This window comes from uncultured Flavobacterium sp. (genome assembly GCF_951805225.1).
Classification (GTDB): domain Bacteria; phylum Bacteroidota; class Bacteroidia; order Flavobacteriales; family Flavobacteriaceae; genus Flavobacterium.
In genome coordinates, this window is record NZ_OX638201.1 from 699,178 (window position 1) to 715,340 (window position 16,163).

3 protein-coding genes are annotated in these 16,163 nt (G+C 37.2%); all 3 read left to right on the forward strand.

Features of this window, described 5'->3' with window-relative positions:
* The first annotated feature begins 463 nt into the window (after positions 1–463).
* Genes WN975_RS03105 through WN975_RS03115 form a run of 3 tightly spaced genes read left to right on the forward strand, consistent with a single transcriptional unit; the run spans position 464 to position 16,041 of the window.
* The gene (locus tag WN975_RS03105) at positions 464–13,117 is read left to right on the forward strand and encodes a gliding motility-associated C-terminal domain-containing protein (RefSeq protein ID WP_337965166.1); all 12,654 of its coding nucleotides are present in this window, start codon (positions 464–466) and stop codon (positions 13,115–13,117) included.
* 45 nt (positions 13,118–13,162) lie between these two features.
* On the forward strand, positions 13,163–14,095 hold the full coding sequence (locus tag WN975_RS03110; protein ID WP_337965167.1) for a type IX secretion system membrane protein PorP/SprF: 933 nt from the start codon (positions 13,163–13,165) through the stop codon (positions 14,093–14,095).
* A gap of 11 nt (positions 14,096–14,106) precedes the next feature.
* Complete coding sequence (locus WN975_RS03115) at positions 14,107–16,041, forward strand: OmpA family protein (protein ID WP_337965168.1); 1,935 nt, start codon at positions 14,107–14,109, stop codon at positions 16,039–16,041.
* Positions 16,042–16,163 lie beyond the last annotated feature (122 nt).

The following is a 16,163-nucleotide window of genomic DNA, read 5'->3' on the forward strand; positions in this document are numbered from 1 at the left end:
TTTTTAAACTATAAAATACTTCAATTGAAAAATAATGTATTCAATTTTTAGAATTTATTCTAAATAGACAAAGTTTATAGACAGAGTAATCAACTTTCTATAAATATTGAATCATACTATATATTTTAATAGAATCTCCCTCAGTTCTATCTAAACGTAAATTTTCTTTTATGAAAATTAAACCTGCAACAAATCACTCCTCTTGGAAGCCTGATTCAGATCAGTATTCCTCAAAAGTTTCGAGTTATTATCTGTTTATTATAAATAGAAATAGCTCCTTAGTATACTTCGGTATACTCAATACAACATGATTTTTTATTACGGAATTTAATTTATTACCCTACTTGTCAGGGTTTTAAGTTGTGGTTTAACTAATTTGAGTTTTAACGTTTTTTTGAATTGCCTAAGCATACGTGCTTATCGCAAGAGGTATTTTATTGTCCATTTTCTAATCTTCCAAATTATGAAAAAAAAATTTACTTTCTATGATCTCATCGTAAAGAAGAGATTATTTGGTTTGTTGTTTTTATTGCTTTTTTGCAATAAAAACTTCGCACAAACTTTTTGTAGACCAGATTCTCAGACGAATAGTACTGGCGGTCTTTTATGTGTAGGAATGAGTGTAACGAATCCGGATAATGCATGGGATTCGAGCATGACAACTTATTCGACGATCTCAAACGTGCTCGGTTTGGCATGTTTTGCTCAGGAAACATTACATTTTAGTCAGACTGCAAAAGCAGGTGACCAAATAGTAATATATTTTGGTGAAGGCAACGGATTGTTGGATGTTGATGTGTTAGCAAATGCAACAATTCAGGCCAAAAACGGTGCGGCTCTTGTGGGTGGTCAGGTTACTATGAACAATCCACTGTTAAATCTGCAATTATTATCAGCTACAAATTCGGCGGTAATAAAATATACATTACCGGCAGATGCAGATCGTATTCAAATTCAATCTGGTGGGCTTTTATCTGCATTAGTAAATTTAAGGATTTATGATGTGCGACTTCAATTTGCAAAACCAACTATTACGGGAGGTGAGACACAATCTGTATGTTATGGTCAATCTGTATTACTTACAGCAACTCCTGCTGCAGGAACAACTGTTGCGTGGTATGATTCTCCAACATCAACTACGGCACTTTCGACTATAGGTACATTTACTACTCCAAACTTAACAGCGACAACTACTTATTATGTAAGTACTTCGAGAGCGTCGGGTTGTGAAAGTAGTGAACGTTTACCTGTTACTATAAATGTTATTAATCCTATACTACCAACGATTAGTACTACCGGAACGACGATTTGTTCTTCGGGGGCAACCCAGGCAACTACACTATCAGTTATAAGTCCGGTGCCGGGAACAATATATTCCTGGTTTAGTGCATCAACTGGAGGTGTAGCATTGGCAACAGGAACTTCTTATACTCCAACTGTACCAACTGGCGCTACTAATTTTTATGTAGAAGCATCGATTGGTACTTGTAAATCTGCACGTACTCAGGTTACTGTGAATTCAACTCCGGTTCCGGCGCTTGCAACGGTATTGACACAAAGTGTAACGATATTATCCGGACAAAATGCAACTTTGAGCGCTTCTACAGCTGAAGCTAATGTTGCTCTGGATTGGTACGATGTACCTACGGGAGGAATAAAATTATTAGGAGATTCTAATACTTTTACAACTCCAATTTTAACTGCTACTAAAATATATTATGTTGAATCACGCAGTACTATTGGCGCTTGTGTTAGCGTTACGAGAGTACCTGTGACGGTGACAGTTTTACCGGTTGCGTTAGGAGGTTGTTTGGAAGCTAATAGTCAGCAGACAACTCAAAACGGACTTTGTTTGCTTTGTGTTTCTTCAAATCAAAACAATTCTGTAGATGGAAATAGCGCTACGGCTGCAAGACTTACTCTTCCGATTGGTTTGCTAAACGGATGGATTCAACAAACATTACAATTTAATAATCCTGGTAAAGCGGGAGATATCGTAGATGTTGAATTGGCATTGCCAGGCGGTATTGCCGATCTTTCATTATTAGGAGCTGTTAGTTTAGCAACTTATAATGGAGCAACTTATAATAATGACAGAGTTTCTACTAATAATAATGCTTTAGTGACTTTGCAATTAATATCAGGAAATCGCTTTAGAGCTAGTGTTGTTGCGGGTGCAAATTTTGATCGTGTCGAAATAAGATTGGGTGGTTTGGTAAGTGCTTTGACAAATTTAGATATTTATCAGGCAACTTACAGATATAAAGCGCCAGCTATAACTGGTAACGCTACACCAATTTGCGGCACACAGACTGCAAATTTAACGGCTTCAACAGCTTTGGGAGAAACTATAAAATGGTATGATGCTTTAACCGGAGGAAATCTTTTGGTTAGTACTGCAGCTTATACAACTCCGGCATTAACTGCAAATACAACTTATTATGTAGAGCTTACGCGTAATGGTTGTGTGAATAGTGAAAGAAATCCTGTTCTGGTTACAGTAAATAATCCTATAGCTCCCGGAACAGTTACTGCTTCTCCTTTGAATTTATGTAGTGGAGAATCAACAACAATAACGATTCAATCTCCGGTTGTGGGCACTACTTATAATTGGTATGATGCAGCTGCGGGTGGAAACTTGGTGTTTACGGGAACTGCTTTTGCAACGCCGGCTTTAACAGCTACAACAACTTATCATGTTGAAGCTGTAATTGGAAGTTGTATAAGTCCAACGCGTACACCAGCTATTGTAAATGTAAATCCAAGACCTTCGGTGCCTGTTCCTGCGAATTCAAGTGTTGTTATTCAGTCAGGTCAGAGTGCGATGTTGTCTGTTACGCCTACTGCGGGTGTTACCTATATGTGGTATAGTGCTCCAACAGGAGGAACGCTTTTACAAGGTTCAGGAAGTAATAATTATACTACTCCGGTTTTGACTGCTAATACAACATTTTATGTTGAAGCGGTAAGTACTTTAGGAGATTGTAAAAGTACTTCAAGAGCTGCGATTAATGTATTGATAACGAATGGAGTTAGTACTTGTTTACAACCAAGTACACAAGCAATAACTGTTGACCCTGGTTTATTATGTGTTTTATGTAATGGAATTAACGGACCTAATTCTGTTGATGGAAACCCAAATAATTTTGCTTCTTTGACGATAACTGCGGGAGTACTTAATTCATACATTCAACAAGAACTAAATTTTGTGACACCTGGTCAAGCGGGAGATATTATTGATGTCGAATTAGAATTACCCGGAGGTCTTGCTGATCTGTCATTGTTAGGATCTGTAAGTATAGGAACTTCTAATGGTGGGGTCGAAAATCTTCTTAGACTGCCAGTAAACAATAGTCTATTGAATTTGCAGGTTTTATCAGGAAACAGATTCAAAGTTAGTTTCCCTACAAATGCTGCATTTGATAGAGTCGACATTAGATTAGGAGCTTTAGTTGGCTTATTAACTACTTTAAATGTTTATGGAGCTTCTTATAGATTTCCAAATGCTACAATAACCGGGGCAACAGCGCCAATTTGTGCAGGACAAACTGCAACATTAGCAGCTTCGTCTACAGGAAATGAAGTATTTACATGGTACGATGCTCCTACAGGTGGAAATATTGTGGCTGTTAGTCCAACTCTTCCATTAACGACTACTACAACTTATTATTTAGAAGGAACGCGTAACGGCGGAACTTGTATTAATAGTGTTCGTCAGCCTGTTACGGTAAATGTTTTACCTATTCCAACTGATGCAGATATTATAATTACAACTCCTTTGACTGCTTCTTGTGCGGGAGGTGTTGTATTGGCTCCAACATCAGCTTTAGCTGGAGCTAAATTTAAATACTATACTGATCAAAATAAAACAACAGAGATTACTACGGGAACTGTAGCGGGTGTAACTTATGTAAAAGATGGTACAACTGATGCTCTAACAATTAGCGGACTTATTGCTGCTAATGCTCCTTATACTTATTATGTTTCTGTTCTTAACGGAGGAACTTGTGAGAACGTAAACGGAACATTAAAAGCGGTTGTTGTAAACTATCCTACAGGTTCTGCTTTAACAGTTCAAACTCCTTTTGTTCGTTGTGCGAAAGTAAATCTAAAAGATGCGATCACAAATTTTGATACATCAGGAAATACAACTTATACTTTCTTTGATCCTTCAAATAATCCAATAACAGATCTAGCTGCGTCGAATATTACGCTTAGCGGAACTTATTCAATTCAGGCTCAAACGGTAGGTTCTGCTTGTCCATCTGTGAAGTTACCGGTTGTAGTGACAGTAAATCCGTTGCCAACATTAACTGGGGTAACAAGTTCTATTGTAATTACAAAAGGATCTTCATTAGCATTGGCTGCAACATCAAACGGAACAATTACCTGGTATGATCCTCAAGGTAATGTTTTACCTTCGAACAATACAGGAATTCTTAATACTGTAGGTGTTTATACTTATACAGTAATTGCAACTAGCGCTGCATCTTGTACAACTAGCCAGACAGTAACTGTTAGTGTTATTGATCCGGTAGATTGTGATCCTTTATTCGAAAGAGTATATGCTACGACAGAATTATCAGGATCTATTCTAACTGGTGGTGTAACAAGCGGACCTCAGGCGGTTGATGGCGATCCAAGTACATTCTCGACTATAACTACTGGTTTAGGACTTTTAGGTATTGGAACTACTTGGCAAAATTTACAATGGCCAACAACTATTGCTAAAGGAACTCCTGTAACAGTAAAATTAGGCTTAGCCAATAGTGCAGTTGCAGTTGGACAAAGCATTTCTGTAGTAGGAACAAAACGTGATGGTTCTAATAATCCTATTGATATTGGACCTTTACAATCAGCATCAGGTTCATTATTAAACTTATTGCCAGGTCAAAATTCATTCGAATATACATTTGTTCCTTCTAATACTTCTGGACCTCAGGATTATGATGGTATTAGAGTTCAATTGGGATCTGTGCTTAGTCTTGCCCAAAATATCAATGTTTATGATGCTCACTATAGTAAACAAGTAACTCAAATTGCTTGTGGAAAAGGTGATATAGAAGATATTTTCTTTGGAGTAAGAGATTTAGGAATTGGAGCATTAACATCGACTGTTGGTGTTTCTAACGCCTGGAACGTTGCCGATGGTGATGTTGCTACTTATGCCACAATGTTTAGTGGAGCAGGAGTACTTGCTGCCGCTGAACTTACTACTAAATTCAGAACACCATCTATGGTTGGTGATAGTTTAAGAATTACAATTTCTAAACCGGGAACAATTTTAAATCTTAATTTGCTTACTGGATTCACGATTCAGCTTTATTCAGGAAATATTGCGGTTGGTGCGCCAATACAAAACACAAGCAGTTTATTGACTTTAAAATTACTTTCGGGAGATACAATGGCGATGACAATCGTTGCGCCTCAAACTCAGCCATATGATAAAGTTACTATTACATTTGGAGGAGTTGCCAGTGTTTTAGATCAGCTTAGAGTTCATACGATCGATCGTGTAACCAATACCGAAGTCATAGGAGGTGATCCTGATAATAAAATCACAGTCTGTCCCGGAGCTGATATAACGCTCACGGTTCCACCAAAAGCTTGTGCGAACTACGTTTGGTATGATTCTCCAACAGGAGGAAACTCTGTAGCTACGGGTCAAACGTTTACACTTCCTGCAAATTTAGCTGCAGGTACATATAAATATTATGTTCAGCCAATTCGTTACGGTTGTCCAGCCTTAGAAAGAGGTGAAGTTACTGTAGTAGTGAGAGCAACAACTCCAGCTGCTAAAATAGCAAATGTGACAATAAACGGAGGAAATGGTACTATAATTTGTGCTGAAGATGGAAAAGTAACATTAGATGCGGTTTTAGCTGCCACACCAACAGTTACTAATCCGGTATATCACTGGTACAAATTTAACGGAACAACAAGTGTGGCCGTTGCGGGAGAAACTACTTCTAAATTAGTATTGACAGGATTAGTTCCTGGAACTTATACTTATTATGTAGGACTTAGTTCAGATGAATTTTGTGAAACTGCTGTAGCAGATAGAAAATTAGTAACATTCACAATTTTACCAACTTCTCTTGTAACTGATATTGTGGTAGACAATATTACAATTTGTCACGATACAGATGCTGTATTGACACCAACAACTACTTTGACAAGTCCTGTATTCTCATGGTTTTTAGATGCCAATAAAACACAGCCTATCACAAATGGAGTAATTGGCGGAGTAACATACACTATTAGCGGTACCGGAGTTTTAACAGCTTCAGGTTTAACAACTGCTATGAGTCCTATTACTTATTATGTAGCTGTTTCAAGTAGTACTACATGTCCTAACAAAAACGGAGAGCTTAAAACAGCAACCGTAATTGTTAACGATCCTGCTACACCAACAACTAATGATACAACTCAGGATTTCTGTTTAATAAACAATCCAACAGTTGCAAGTCTTCAGGTTAATGAAGCAGATGTGGTTTGGTATACTGCATCATCAGGAGGAACAGCATTGGCAACAACAACTGCCTTAGTAACTGGTCCTTATTATGGAGCGATTAAAAATCCAGCGACTGGTTGCGAAAGTTCAGCTAGATTATTAGTAACTGTAACAGTGACAGATCCAGGAACACCAATAATTACTAAAACAACTCAGGATTTCTGTTTAGTAAATAATCCAACATTTGCGACAATCGACGTAAGTCCGGCGACAAATATTATTTGGTTTAGTGCATCAACAGGCGGAACAGCAATTGCTCCAACTACAGCATTGACAACAGGAACATATTATGCGTCGATCAAAAATCCAACCACTACTTGTGAAAGTAAAGTTAGATTAGCAATCACAATTAATGTAACCGATCCTGGAACGCCAATAATTACAAAAACAACACAGGATTTCTGTTTAATAAATAATCCAACATTTGCGACAATCGACGTAAGTCCGGCGACAAATATTATTTGGTTTAGTGCAGCAACAGGTGGAACAGCGATTGCTCCAACTACAGCATTGACAACAGGAACTTATTACGCAGCGATTAAAAATCCAACAACTACTTGCGAAAGTAAAGTTAGATTAGCGATCACAATTAATGTAACGGATCCTGGCACACCAGTAATTACAAAAACAACTCAAGCTTTCTGTTTGATCAACAATCCAACTTTTGCAACTATAGATGTGAGTCCAGCAGTTGCAGCAAATATTGTTTGGTATGCTGCACCAACAGGCGGAACAGCGATTCCATCTACAACAGCATTGACAACAGGAACTTATTACGCATCAATCAAAAATCCAACAACAACTTGTGAAAGTAAAGTTAGATTAGCGATCACAATTAGCGTAACCGATCCAGGAACACCAATAATTACTAAAACAACTCAGGATTTCTGTTTAGTAAATGCACCAACATTTGCGACTATAGATGTAACTCCAGCAGTTGCAGCAAATATTATTTGGTTCAATGCAGCAACAGGCGGAACAGCAATTCCATCTACAACAGCATTGACAACAGGAACATATTATGCGTCGATCAAAAATCCAACAACAACTTGTGAGAGTAAAGTTAGATTGGCAATCACAATTAATATAACTGATCCTGGAACACCAGTAATTACCAAAACAACTCAGGATTTCTGTTTGATCAACAATCCAACATTTGCTACGATCGACGTAAGTCCGGCGACAAATATTATTTGGTTCAATGCAGCAACAGGCGGAACAGCGATTCCATCTATAACAGCATTGACAACAGGAACTTACTACGCAGCGATTAAAAATCCAACAACTACTTGTGAGAGTAAAGTTAGATTGGCAATCACAATTAATGTGACTGATCCTGGAACGCCAGTAATCACAAAAACCACTCAGAATTTCTGTTTGATCAACAATCCAACATTTGCGACAATCGACGTAAGTCCAGCAGTTGCAGCAAATATTGTTTGGTATGCTGCATCAACAGGCGGAACAGCGATTCCACCTACAACAGCATTGACAACAGGAACTTATTACGCATCGATTAAAAATCCGACAACTACTTGTGAGAGTAAAGTTAGATTAGCGATTAATATCAGCGTAACTGATCCAGGAACACCAGTAATTACAAAAACAACTCAAGCTTTCTGTTCGATCAACAATCCAACATTTGCAAGTATAGATGTAACTCCAGCAGTTGCAGCAAATATTGTTTGGTATGCTGCAGCAACAGGCGGAACAGCGATTCCATCTACAACAGCATTGACAACAGGAACTTATTACGCATCGATCAAAAATCCAACAACAACTTGTGAAAGTAAAGTTAGATTGGCAATCACAATTAGCGTGACTGATCCTGGAACACCAGTAATTACAAAAACAACACAGGATTTCTGTTTGATAAACAATCCAACATTTGCAACTATAGATGTAAGTCCAGCAGTTGCGGCAAATATTGTTTGGTACAGTGCAGCAACAGGTGGAACAGCGATTGCTCCAACTACAGCATTGACAACAGGAACGTATTACGCAGCGATTAAAAATCCAACAACAACTTGTGAAAGTAAAGTTAGATTGGCAATCACAATTAATGTAACTGATCCTGGAACACCAGTAATTACTAAAACAACACAGAATTTCTGTTTGATCAACAATCCAACATTTGCTACTATCGACGTAAGTCCAGCAGTTGCAGCAAATATTGTTTGGTACAGTGCAGCGACAGGAGGAACAGCAATTGCTCCAACTACAGCATTGACAACAGGAACTTATTACGCATCAATCAAAAATCCAACAACGACTTGTGAAAGTAAAGTTAGATTGGCGATTAATATTAGCGTAACTGATCCTGGAACACCAATAATTACTAAAACAACACAGAATTTCTGTTTGATCAATAATCCAACATTTGCGACAATCGACGTAAGTCCAGCAGTTGCAGCAAATATTGTTTGGTATGCTGCAGCAACAGGCGGAACAGCGATTCCGTCTACAACAGCATTGACAACAGGAACCTATTACGCATCGATCAAAAATCCAACAACAACTTGTGAAAGTAAAGTTAGATTAGCAATCACAATTAGCGTAACAGATCCTGGAACACCAGTAATTACCAAAACAACACAGGATTTCTGTTTGATCAACAATCCAACATTTGCAACAATCGACGTAAGTCCAGCAGTTGCGGCAAATATTGTTTGGTACAGTGCAGCAACAGGCGGAACAGCAATTGCTCCAACTACAGCATTGACAACAGGAACTTATTATGCATCGCTTAAAAATCCAACAACAACTTGTGAAAGCAAAGTTAGATTAGCGATCACAATTAATGTGACTGATCCTGGAACACCAACTACAACAGATACAACACAAGATTTCTGTTTGGTAAATGCTCCAACTGTAGCTAATATTCAAGTTAATACACCAACAACAGGAAGTATTGTTTGGTACAGCGCAGTAACGGGCGGAACAGCAATTGCTCCAACCACAGCATTGACAACAGGAACTTATTATGCATCGATCAAAAATCCAACAACTACTTGTGAGAGTAAAGTTAGATTGGCGATTGCAATTAGCGTAACTGATCCTGGAACACCAGTAATTACCAAAACAACACAGGATTTCTGTTTAATAAACAATCCAACATTTGCAACTATAGATGTAACTCCAGCAGTTGCAGCAAATATTGTTTGGTATGCTGCAGCAACAGGCGGAACAGCAATTGCTCCAACTACAGCATTGACAACAGGAACTTATTACGCATCGATCAAAAATCCAACAACAACTTGTGAAAGTAAAGTTAGATTGGCAATCACAATTAGCGTAACCGATCCTGGAACACCAGTAATTACCAAAACAACTCAGAATTTCTGTTTGATCAACAATCCAACATTTGCGACAATCGACGTAAGTCCAGCGACAAATATTGTTTGGTATGATGCAGCAACAGGCGGAACAGCAATTGCTCCAACTACAGCATTGACAACAGGAACTTATTACGCATCGATCAAAAATCCAACAACAACTTGCGAAAGTAAAGTTAGATTAGCGATTAATATCAGCGTAACAGATCCTGGAACACCTGTAATTACAAAAACAACACAGGATTTCTGTTTGATAAATAATCCAACATTTGCAAGTATAGACGTAAGTCCAGCAGTTGCAGCAAATATTGTTTGGTACAGTGCAGCGACAGGCGGAACAGCAATTGCTCCAACTACAGCATTGACAACAGGAACTTATTATGCATCGATTAAAAATCCAACAACAACTTGTGAAAGTAAAGTTAGATTGGCAATCACGATTAATGTAACAGATCCTGGAACACCAGTAATTACAAAAACAACTCAGAATTTCTGTTCGATCAACAATCCAACATTTGCCACAATCGACGTAAGTCCGGCGACAAATATTGTTTGGTATGCTGCAGCAACAGGCGGAACAGCAATTGCTCCAACTACAGCATTGACAACAGGAACTTATTATGCAGCAATCAAAAATCCAACAACTACTTGTGAAAGTAAAGTTAGATTGGCGATTGCAATTAGCGTAACAGATCCTGGAACACCAGTAATTACAAAAACAGCTCAGAATTTCTGTTTAGTAAATGCTCCGACTTTTGCGACAATCGACGTAAGTCCTGCAGTTGCAGCAAATATAGTTTGGTACAGTGCAGCGACAGGCGGAACAGCGATTCCATCAACTACAGCATTGACAACAGGAACTTATTATGCAGCAATCAAAAATCCAACAACAACTTGTGAAAGTAAAGTTAGATTAGCGATTACGATTAAAGTAACTGATCCGGGAACACCAACTACAACAGATACAACACAAGATTTCTGTTTAGTAAATGCTCCAACTGTAGCTAATATCCAAGTTAATACACCAACAACAGGAACTATAGTTTGGTATGCTACAGCAACAGGCGGAACACCAATTGCACCAACAACAGCTTTAGCAACAGGAAATTATTTCGCATCGATTTCAGATCCTGCAACTACTTGTCAAAGTGCATTAAGATTACAAGTCGCAGTAAGTGTAACAAATCCTGCTACACCAACTACAACAGATACAACACAAGATTTCTGTTTAGTAAATGCGCCAACAGTAGCAAATATTCAGGTGAACCAAAGTAATGTCGTTTGGTACAATGCAGCAACAGGCGGAACAACAATTGCTCCAACAACAGCATTGGCAAATGGAAATTATTATGCAACACTAAAAGATGCAACTACAGGTTGTGAAAGCTCAGTTCGTTTACTGGTAGCAGTTAGTATAAAAGATCCTGGAACACCTACAACAACAGCAGCAACTCAGGTTTTCTGTTCAGGTGATTCTCCTAAAGTTTCTAATATTAAAGTAAATGAAGCTAACGTAGTTTGGTACGCCACATTAAAAGGCGGAACAGCAATCGCACCAACAACAGCATTAGCAAATGGAGATTATTTTGGAGCCATAAAAGATCCGGCAACGGGTTGTGAAAGTAACACAAGATTAAAAGTTACGATTACTATTGGAAACACAGTAAATCCAACAACAACTAATGCAGCTCAAAGTTTCTGTACAGTAAGTACACCAACATTTGCAAGCATTCAGGTAAACGAACCTAATGTAGTTTGGTATACAGCTTTAACAGGCGGAACAGCAATCGCATCAACAACAGCTTTAACAACTGGAGTTTATTATGGAAATATAAAAGATCCGATTTCAGGATGCGAAAGCACAACTCGTTTGAAAGTTACTGTTACGGTTTCAGGACCAAGTCCTACGCCAACAACTACAGATGCTTCACAAGACTTTTGTTCAACAAATACACCAAAAGTTTCTGATATTCAGGTAAACGAAGCAAACGTAATTTGGTACAGTACAGCAACAGGCGGAACAGCAATTCCTGCAACGACCGCTTTAGCTTCAGGAACATATTACGGAGTTGTTTCAAGTGCTACAGGTTGTGAAAATCCTGTTAGATTAGCAGTTGTAGTAAAAGTAAATACACCAGGTGTTATTACAACACCAAATGCAACACAAACATTCTGTTTATCAGCATTGCCAACTATAGCCAACATTCTGGTAAACGAACCTAACGTTGTCTGGTATACAACTGCAACAGGCGGAACACCTTTAGCAGCAAACACACCATTGATAGCAGCTACCTATTATGCAAGTGCTTTAAGCAATACAACAAATGGTTGTGAGAGCGCTACGAGATTAGGAGTTACTGTTAAGTTTGAAAACGATGCTTTAGTACAAATAGCAACTACAGACGATACACCATGTGTTTTCAAAGGAGTTACTTATTCTATAGCAAACGGAAAATCAAATTATGTATGGTCAATTACTAACGGAACAATAGTTTCAGGCGGAGGAACAGCAGATGGATCTGTAACAGTTTCATGGTCAGATATCGGACCGGGCAAAGTTGAGGTAACTTATATAAATAACTGCGGTGATACAACAACAAAATCACTAAATGTTACAGTTGCCACATGTTCAGATATAACTATAACCAACACAGTTAGCAATCCAACACCAAATTTTGGTGAGGTAGTAACATTTACCGTTACAGTAAACAATGTTGGGGAAGGTAGTTTTATCAATACGATAGTTAGTGATTTATTACCAAGTGGATATAATTTAGTAAGTTCTAATGCAACATTAGGAACATATGATCCAAAAACAGGATTATGGACAATTCCAAATTTGAATTCAGGACAAAGTGTTGTACTTACAATTACCGCCGAAGTTTTACCAAGCGGTACTTATACAAATGTTGCCACTGTCGAAATTTCAACTCCATTAGATGTTGATGCATCAAATAACTCGGCTTCCGCTTCGGTAGAACCAATTTGTTTGACAGTTTATAACGAGTTCACTCCAAATAATGATGGATCAAATGACCTCTTTAGAATTGATTGTATCGAAACACATCCAAATAACGAGTTGAAAGTATTTAACAGATACGGTTCATTAGTATATAGTAAACAACATTATGAAAATGATTGGGACGGAACTGCCAATGTATCAGGAGTTGTTAATAGAGGAGATATGTTGCCAACAGGTACTTATTTTTATGTGATAACCATTGGAGATGGAACGGTTAAAAAAGGATGGTTATCTATAATGAGATAAGCGTGCTATTAATCATCTAATTAATTAAACTAAATAAGTATCGTTATGAAACTATATATAAAATCATTAGAAACATATTTTATTTTGATATGTTCTTTTATCACGGTTTGCGCCAGTGCGCAACAGGATCCTGAATACACACAGTATATGTATAACACAATGGCCGTAAATCCAGCTTATGCTGGGTCTACGGGAGCATTGGAAGCTACACTTTTGCACCGTTCACAATGGGTTGGTATTTCTGGAGCACCAGAAACGCAATCATTCTCCATTCAGTCACCGCTTCGAAACGAGAAAATTGGTTTGGGATTAAGCGTCGTTAATGACAAAATTGGTCCATCAAACGAATTGTATCTTGACGGAAACTTCTCTTATTCAATACCACTTGGTTACGAAAAAAGACTAGCCTTCGGGTTAAAAGCAGGTATGAGAATGCTGAACATAGATTGGTCAAAAGGGAGATATTATGATAATAATGATGTTTTGCTAAATCAAAATATTGATAATCAAGCAAAAATAGCCGTTGGAGCAGGAGTTTACTATTATACTAATAAATGGTATTTAGGATTTTCAATTCCAAGTTTTATCCAAAGTGATTACTATGACGACGTTCAGGAATCTATTAATTACGATCGGTTACATTATTATTTAATGGGAGGTTATGTTTTTGATTTGAATCCAAATTTGAAATTTAAACCGGCATTTTTAGTAAAGGCAGTTAGTGGAGCTCCACTTTCTGCTGATATTTCGGCGAATTTTATGATTGCAGAAAAATTTGTAATAGGAGCTTCTTACAGAACAGACGATTCAGTAAGTATTCTGGCAGGTTTTCAAATATCAAAAAGCTTCTATTTAGGATATGCTTTTGATTATACTGTAAGTCAATTGAACAAATACAATGATGGAACACACGAATTCATCTTGAAGTATCAGTTCAATAAAGGTGAAAGCAAAATTAAATCTCCTCGATTCTTCTAAAAGTACAACCTATGAAAAAAATATATATCCTAAGTTTCGTATTGAGTTTTACATTAGGTTTTGCTCAGACGAATTTAAAGAAAGCGGATGCCTTGTTTAGAGATTATTCCTATCTGGATGCTTCAAAAGCATATGAGGAAATTCTACAAAACATAAAAAATCCATCCGCTCAAACGATAAAGAATGCTGCCGACTCGTATTATTTTATTTCAGATGCCAGAAATGCATTAAAATGGTATAGAAAATTATACGAAGTACAAGGCAACAATTTAACCGACATTTACTATTTGCGTTACATTCAAACCATGAAAGCAGTTATGGATTATGATGAAGCAGATAAAATCACAAAAGAATATCTGAATAAAAAAGGAGATAAAAAAGAGATCAATCGTTATGTTGCCCAAAAAGCACAAATGGATAGTCTCGCAAAAACAAAATCTCTTTACACCATAAAAAATTTAGATATTAATACCAGTAAATCTGATTTTGGAGCTGCTTTTTATGGAGACAAAATAGTATTTACATCTGCCAGAGACACAACAAAATTCGGTGAGAAGCTTTACAGTTGGAACAATCAGCCGTTTCTAAGTTTGTATGTAGCCGAAAGAAATCCTGCAGATGGAAGCTTGTTTAACGAAACAGTATTTCTTCCAAATATTATGACCAAGTATCATGAAGCAACTGCGAGTTTTGATGCCAGCGGAAAAACAATTTATTATTCTACCAATATTGTGAAGAAAAATAAATTGGTTATTGATCAGGACAAAGTCAATAATTTTCAGATCATAAAAGGCGTTGTAGTAGATAATAAGTTAGATAATCCGCAGAAAGTTTTCTTTGACAGTGATGATTATTCAGTTGGTCATCCTTCTTTGAGCGACGATGGAGTATATCTTTTCTTTGCATCAGATATGCCGGGAGGTTATGGTGAAACAGATTTGTATTATGTAAAAATCGCCAATGACGGCACAATGAGTTCCCCGGTAAATTTGGGACCAAAAATTAATACAATTGGTAATGAAGTTTTTCCTTTTTACCGAAACGGAGTACTTTATTTTTCTTCAGATGGACATTACGGATGGGGAGATTTAGATGTTTATGAAAGCAATTTTTTAGCAGATGGAACTTTTACAACTCCAAAAAATTTAGGAGGTCCAATAAATAGTAACAAAGACGATTTTGCTTTTGTAATTGATAAAACAGACAGTTATGGTTATGTTTCCTCAAACAGAGCCGAAGGTAAAGGAGACGATGACATCTATTCTTTCACAAAAGGGAAACCGGTTTGTAATCAAAGCATTTCAGGAATGGCATTTGACAGAAAATCAAAATTGCCACTTACAGATGTTTCCATTATGGCGTACAACTCTTATAGTGAGATTCTTGGAGAAACAAAAACCAATTATGAGGGTAAATACGCAGTCGTAGTGCCTTGCGGAAAAGTAGTTAAAATGATTGCGGCTAAGCCAAATTATAGCAGCGACGAAAAAACCGTTGAAACTACGCTGGAAAATGAAGGCGAAATTAAAGATGTAAACTTCGAACTTAGCAATTACGATGATTTAGTAGTTAAGAAAAAAGGAGTTGAAAAAGTGGATGTTAACCCAATTTATTTTGATTATGATAAGTTTGATATTACGCCATTGGCAATTGAAGAATTGACGAAAGTGGTTTTTATCATGAAGAAATTTCCAAACATCAGAATCAAGATAGAATCACACACAGATTCTCGCGGGAAAGACTCTTATAATTTAAAATTGTCTGATAACAGAGCCAAATCGACTCGCGATTATATCGTTTCGCAGGATATCGATCCTTCAAGAATAGAAAGCGCGATAGGTTATGGTGAAACCCGAATAATTAATAAATGTAAAAATGGCGTAAAATGTACCGAAGCCGAACATTTAGTAAACAGACGCTCAGACTTCATTATTATCCAGAAATAGTTCTATATTTGTAGTCTAATAATCTGATTATCAGTGCTAAAATATAAAACGCAGAAACCATTTGGAAGTTGGTTTTTATTAATTCTTTTTTAAGAATAATGGACAAGAAGAAAATCAGGCTG

What these genes read in the sequence shown, in the direction of transcription:
- WN975_RS03115 (WP_337965168.1), top strand. Translation starts at nt 14,107, where the DNA reads ATGAAAAAAATATATATCCTAAGTTTCGTATTGAGTTTTACATTAGGT.
- WN975_RS03110 (WP_337965167.1), top strand. Translation starts at nt 13,163, where the DNA reads ATGAAACTATATATAAAATCATTAGAAACATATTTTATTTTGATATGT.
- WN975_RS03105 (WP_337965166.1), top strand. Translation starts at nt 464, where the DNA reads ATGAAAAAAAAATTTACTTTCTATGATCTCATCGTAAAGAAGAGATTA.